The following is a 5,705-nucleotide window of genomic DNA, read 5'->3' as shown; positions in this document are numbered from 1 at the left end:
GTTGGTCAGGAAAGTCACGAGATTGGTCAATGATAAACGAAGTAAATTTGAATCCTGAGAAAAAAGAAGAAATGCGGGCGGCATAAAATTTAACTTGAGGCGACAACTAACTTGAAAAACTCCGCCACAGAGGGCACAGAGCTCACAGAGGAAGAGATTAAAGGGATAAAGTTAAAGGTGCTAGGGTTTTGGGAAGCCTGCGGGTTGGCATTGGTGTAAGGCTATACGTAAGCGGGGTTTTATCATGGCGAATTTTAATTATTGCTATTTATGAAATTAAATATTTCCTATAATAGTAATTATTGATTAAGTATTGATGTAACCAACTAATGTTAAAGCAACTTGTAGTCGCTAGTAGTCTAATTATTGTTAGCGGATGTGATGACAACGTTAAACCTAAGCAATCAAAGGCTGCTGTACAACCTTATCAATTAACAACACTTGAGCATTATCAGCATCAAGCTAACAACTTACTTCGCAGTATTAGAGTGCAAAAAGATGCGGCTAATTTAGAAACTCAATCTGCTGATTTAGTCGCGCTATCGCAGACTATCCTCAGTGACTTGATAGTTAATTATCCACAATGTGCTGAATATTTAAATGCGCTTATTGCTGTTGCTGATTTGCTCCCGTCATTGCCCCTAGAAGAAATTGAAAGTGGTTATCATAGCGATGGTAAGCTACCTAAGTTTGACGAGCCCATCTGTTATCACGGTAAGGATTTATTGGTTCATCCTGCGACTGTACAAGCGATTGCTCGTTCAGGATTTGTTGATCAACAAGCTTATGAATATGCGGAACTTGAGATTATTGAGGTAATTGCTCATTTTGATCAGGTTGAACAAGTATTAAAGTAAGTAGCTTAAACTCAATTGCCATAAAATTGTCATACCAGCTTGCTACTTTAACTGCCTCTTAATGAAGTAATGGGTTATTGATAAGTGAGTGCTCAGCTAAGTATATTAGACAATATATTGCGAAATAGTGAAATAACGACACTGTTTCAACCCATCTTTGATATCGCTGGGCAGCAAATATTAGGTTACGAAGCATTAAGTCGCGGTCCTAAAAATTGTGCATTAGAGATGCCAAATACGCTTTTTAGTGCTGCAATTGTGCACGATAAAATCTCAGAGCTTGAGTTGCTATGCCGTTCAAAAGCGATCGAAAATTTTGTAAGGTTAAAACTACAAGGCAAATTATTCTTAAATGTAAGCCCTAAAACCTTACTTGATCCCTGCCATCCGAAAGGCGAAACATTACACCTAATTAAGCAGTTTGGTTTGGCCGCTAATAGAGTGGTGATTGAAGTTACCGAACAAGAAAAGGTCGATGATGGCTTTTTATTGCTGAAAACAATTGCTCATTATCGCCAGCTCGGTTTTTCGATTGCCATCGATGATTTAGGTGCAGGCTACTCAGGATTAAAGCAATGGTCAGAATTATGTCCTGACTATGTGAAAATTGATCGTTATTTTATTGACCATTGTGATGAAAGCGTGGTTAAAAAAGAATTTTTAAAATCAATTATAGAGTTAGCGAAAGTTACCAAAACAGCCGTGATAGCAGAGGGCATAGAGCGGGTTGAAGAACTAAGTTTACTTGAAGGGCTAGGCATTGTGAATGCGCAAGGCTTTTTGCTGGAACGACCAAGTTTAAAGCCTAGTTTAGCGTTTGACTCAGCTCAATTACAGCAATTAAGTTTTACTCCACTTACCAATCAGTTTGAGCAATCAATGGCGATAGGTTGGCTAGCAATCGAACAAGCCTCCATCGACAGTCATACCCGTTGTAAAGATGCGCATAATATTTTTGAAAAAGATAAATCGATTATCAGTCTTGCGGTTGTAGACGAAAACTTACAGCCGATAGGCTTATTACACAAAGATCAACTGACAGAAGTATTTGCGGCTCCTTATGGCCATGCTTTATACGACAAACAACCGGTTACGGCACTAATGCATAAGCAACCCTTGGTAGTTGATGAAAATCAGCTACTTGATACTGTTAGTCAGCAAATTACCGAAAATGATTTTGATATTCGCCGTCATATTGTGATCACTCGCACTGAGCAGTACTTAGGGCTCGCGCCACTGCGGGATATTTTAAAACATATTACGGAAGAGAAAATTCGTCATGCTCAGCATGCTAATCCACTTACTATGCTGCCGGGGAATGTTGCAATTAACGAAGCAATTGAGCATAGATTAAGAGCCAAACACAGCTTTGCATTAGCCTATATTGATTTAAACCACTTTAAGCAGTTCAACGATTTATATGGTTACGCCAGTGGTGATAGCGTTATCAAATTATTGGCTGATGTCACCACCCAAGCTTGTAGTAATGTGCCCAGTTTTGTTGGTCATATTGGTGGCGATGATTTTATGGTGGTCTTTGATGGTGATGATGCGGCTACAGTATGTAACAACATAATAACTGAGTTTGAGCTGAAATCTCGTGCATTCTTTACGCCAGAGCATATTGCCAGTGGTGGTTATTGGGCAACTAATCGTGAAGGTGAAAAGCAATTTGTACCTTTACTTACTTTATCGATTGGCGTTGTTGAACCCGATCTAGAGCAGTGTACTAACAGCCATCAAATTGCTGCATTGGCAACAGATGCTAAAAAAGAAGCAAAACGTTATCGCCAAAGCTATCTATTTTTATGTAAACGACGTGGCCCTGCTTTGGCGGTTGTACGTTTAACTCCTGAGAAACAAGTCATATAAAATAACGTTAAGTAGGGCTGTTTTTCTTGAGTATTTATTGCTCAGCGTGTAGCTTTACTAAAACACTAGAAAATAATAATTATGACTAGGTATTTCTTTTCACTCATCTCGCTCTCGGTACTTATTGTTAGTACCGTATGCAGTGCTAAAACTGCAGCAAAAGAAACGGTCACAATCGCTCAAGAACCTCGAACATTATATAAACGAGATGCATACTTAAAAGAGTTACTGCAACGTGCGCTTGATGCTGCTAATTATTCAGCCCAGTTAGAATCTGTCGTGGTACATCCTCACCAACAGCGGGCGCTCATAGCCCTTGGCGATAATAGCGTTGACCTATATTGGAGTATGACCAGCCCAGAACGAGAAACCTTAGCAATACCGATAAAAGTGCCGTTATTTAAAGGTTATATTGGTAAGCGAGCCTTAGTAACTAGGCAGTCGTTTCTTAATCGCTTTGTTGATATCAAGAGCAAAGAGCAACTAAAAGGGTTTACTGCAATTCAAGGGCATGACTGGCCAGATACCAAAATATTGGCACATAATGATTTATCAGTACGGCCGTTTGCAAATTATCAAGCGATGTTTAATATCGTTTTGACCGGACGAGTTGATTACTTTCCTCGCTCCTTCATAGAAGTAAGCTCAGAGTTAAAAGAAGTTAATAAGCAAGCGCTGGTTATTGTTCCAAATTTATATATTAGCTACCCGAGTGCTTTTTATTACTTTGTGGCCAAACACAAGCCAGAACTGGCAAAAACGCTCAGCGATGGCTTAGCTATTATGCAAAAGAACGGTAGTTTTGATGAGCTATTTAACCAGTATTTTGGCGATGATTTAAAGGCCTTGCCATTTGATCCGCAGAACACTGTTGAGATCAAATTAGAGAACCCTTATTTTAATCATTAAAAAAGGAGCCTAGGCTCCTTTTAGTATCGATCTTAGTATAACTCGCTATTAGCGAAGTAACGCTTCAGTTAATACTGGGCGAATTTCACGGATCATCGCTTGTGTTAATTTCGGTGCGCCACAGATAATATTACCGCTGTGAGCGTAATTATTACCACCGGCAAAATCTACAACCATACCGCCAGCTTCTTTAACCATTAGTTCACCTGCAGCTGAGTTCCATGGTTTTAAACCAATTTCAAAGAAACCATCAACACGGCCAGCTGCCACGTATGCCATGTCTAGTGCAGAACAACCGGCACGGCGAATATCAGCAGTGTGAACAAACAATGCTTTGAATGCTTCAGTATACGCATCCATATGGTGTTTGTTTTTGAATGGGAAACCAGTGGCAAGAACAGTACCAGAAAGAACGGTAGTTTTACTTACACGAAGACGTTTGCTATTTAGCTGTGCGCCTTGACCACGAGAAGCGGTGAAAAGCTCGCCACGAATTGGATCGTAGATAACAGCTTGGTCTAGACGACCTTTAACTTTAAGTGCGATAGAAACCGCGTAATGAGGGATGCCTTTGATGAAGTTTGTAGTGCCATCAATAGGATCAACAATCCATTGGTAATCTGCATCTTTACCTACGTGCTCACCTAGCTCTTCACCAACAATAGAGTGAGTAGGGTAAGATTGTAAAATAGTGTCGCGAATTACGGCTTCGGCTTCTTTATCAATATTCGTTACTAAATCATTAGTGCCTTTTTGTTGCACTTCAACTTTTGATAAATCTTCGCCAGCGCGAAGTAAAATTTTGCCTGCGTTACGCGCAGCGCGAACCGCAATGTTTAACATTGGATGCATGGTATTACCTTTGGGTTGTAAAAGAACGTGTATATATTTCTATATATTTCAGCCGGCGTATTCTAGCGATTTTTGACACAAAGTAAACAATAAACCCCAAAAAGTTTTGAGTGTTTTTTGTACTTAGTTGAGTTGCAAGGTAAAAATTACAAGACAAAAGCCAGCATTGATCGTTGATACATAAAACTTCCCATATTTATTACCTAGAACCTAGAACCTAGAATCTTTGCTGCTTACAGCTTTTCTCTATGTTATAATTCGCGCAATTTTTTGGTATGAGTTAAACAGTAATGATCTTAGATGACATCCGCATTGTTTTAGTAAACACCTCGCATTCAGGTAACATCGGCTCAGCGGCGCGCGCGATGAAAACCATGGGCTTATCAAAACTGTATTTAGTTGATCCAGCGTGTGAAGTTGATAGCCACGCTAGCGCATTAGCGGCTGGTGCAACTGATGTGCTAGGTAATGCGGTGATAGTTGACACAGTTGCTGAAGCGATTGCAGGTTGTGCTCTAACTATTGGTACTAGCGCCCGTTCACGTACTTTATCGTGGCCTATGGTGGAACCACGTGAATGTGGTGAGAAGCTAGTTGCCGAAGCTGTTACTGGTCCTGTAGCATTAGTTTTTGGCCGCGAAAACAGTGGTTTAAGTAATGAAGAACTGCAACTGTGCAACTATCATGTGTGTATTCCGGCTAATCCTGAATATAGCTCGCTTAATTTAGCAATGGCTGTGCAGACCTTATGTTACGAAACGCGTATGGCGTTTTTAAATCAACAACCAAAAGCCACGCCAGTAGATGATGCTGTGTATCCAAGCTCAAAACAAACCGAGTTATTTTACGAACACTTAGAACAAACCTTACTGGAAACAGGCTTTATTATTAAGCAGCATCCGGGCATGGTAATGACTAAGCTACGTCGTTTATTTAACCGTGCACGCCCAGAAGATGCAGAGCTAAATATCTTGCGCGGTATTTTAACCTCAATAAATAAGTCTACTAAATAAGCGAAAGTTATAAGACTATTTGCCGCTAATACTTGACTAAATTACTCAGGTAATTACAATGAACACAGTACTTGACTAAAACAGTCGGGTATTGAAGTTAATTGAGGGGCTAGGAAGATATAGGCACTAGGAATAGCTTGACTAGAATCGAGCTATATAAACTTTGTAGAACCTAGAACCTAGAACCTAGAACCTAGAACCT

Annotated in this window: 5 protein-coding genes; 4 read left to right on the top strand and 1 reads right to left on the bottom strand. The window is 39.9% G+C overall.

The window, feature by feature from the left end; genetic code table 11:
- The first annotated feature begins 329 nt into the window (after positions 1–329).
- From H5201_RS21950 to H5201_RS21940, 3 genes are all read left to right on the top strand, one after another.
- Positions 330–857 (top strand): hypothetical protein, encoded by a 528-nt coding sequence (locus H5201_RS21950; RefSeq protein ID WP_182785396.1) that lies wholly within the window; start codon positions 330–332, stop codon positions 855–857.
- 84 nt (positions 858–941) lie between these two features.
- Positions 942–2,729 (top strand): bifunctional diguanylate cyclase/phosphodiesterase, encoded by a 1,788-nt coding sequence (locus H5201_RS21945; RefSeq protein WP_182719209.1) that lies wholly within the window; start codon positions 942–944, stop codon positions 2,727–2,729.
- 81 nt (positions 2,730–2,810) lie between these two features.
- Positions 2,811–3,638, top strand: a complete 828-nt coding sequence (locus H5201_RS21940) for an ABC transporter substrate-binding protein (protein ID WP_182719210.1) — start codon at positions 2,811–2,813, stop codon at positions 3,636–3,638.
- A 48-nt stretch (positions 3,639–3,686) separates the two neighbouring features.
- Here the strand turns inward: H5201_RS21940 and suhB are convergent, their stop codons facing one another.
- Positions 3,687–4,490, bottom strand: a complete 804-nt coding sequence (gene suhB, locus H5201_RS21935; protein ID WP_145236520.1) for an inositol-1-monophosphatase — start codon at positions 4,488–4,490, stop codon at positions 3,687–3,689.
- A 290-nt stretch (positions 4,491–4,780) separates the two neighbouring features.
- On the opposite strand from suhB, the gene trmJ reads away from it, so the two are divergent.
- Positions 4,781–5,503, top strand: coding sequence for a tRNA (cytosine(32)/uridine(32)-2'-O)-methyltransferase TrmJ (gene trmJ, locus H5201_RS21930; RefSeq protein ID WP_145236524.1), 723 nt, complete (start codon positions 4,781–4,783; stop codon positions 5,501–5,503).
- Positions 5,504–5,705 lie beyond the last annotated feature (202 nt).

The sequence above is a fragment of the Pseudoalteromonas sp. SG43-6 genome, from assembly GCF_014164365.1.
GTDB lineage: Bacteria > Pseudomonadota > Gammaproteobacteria > Enterobacterales > Alteromonadaceae > Pseudoalteromonas > Pseudoalteromonas rhizosphaerae.
Note: the sequence above shows the minus strand (reverse complement) of the source record. Positions and strands in the feature narration are given on the sequence as shown.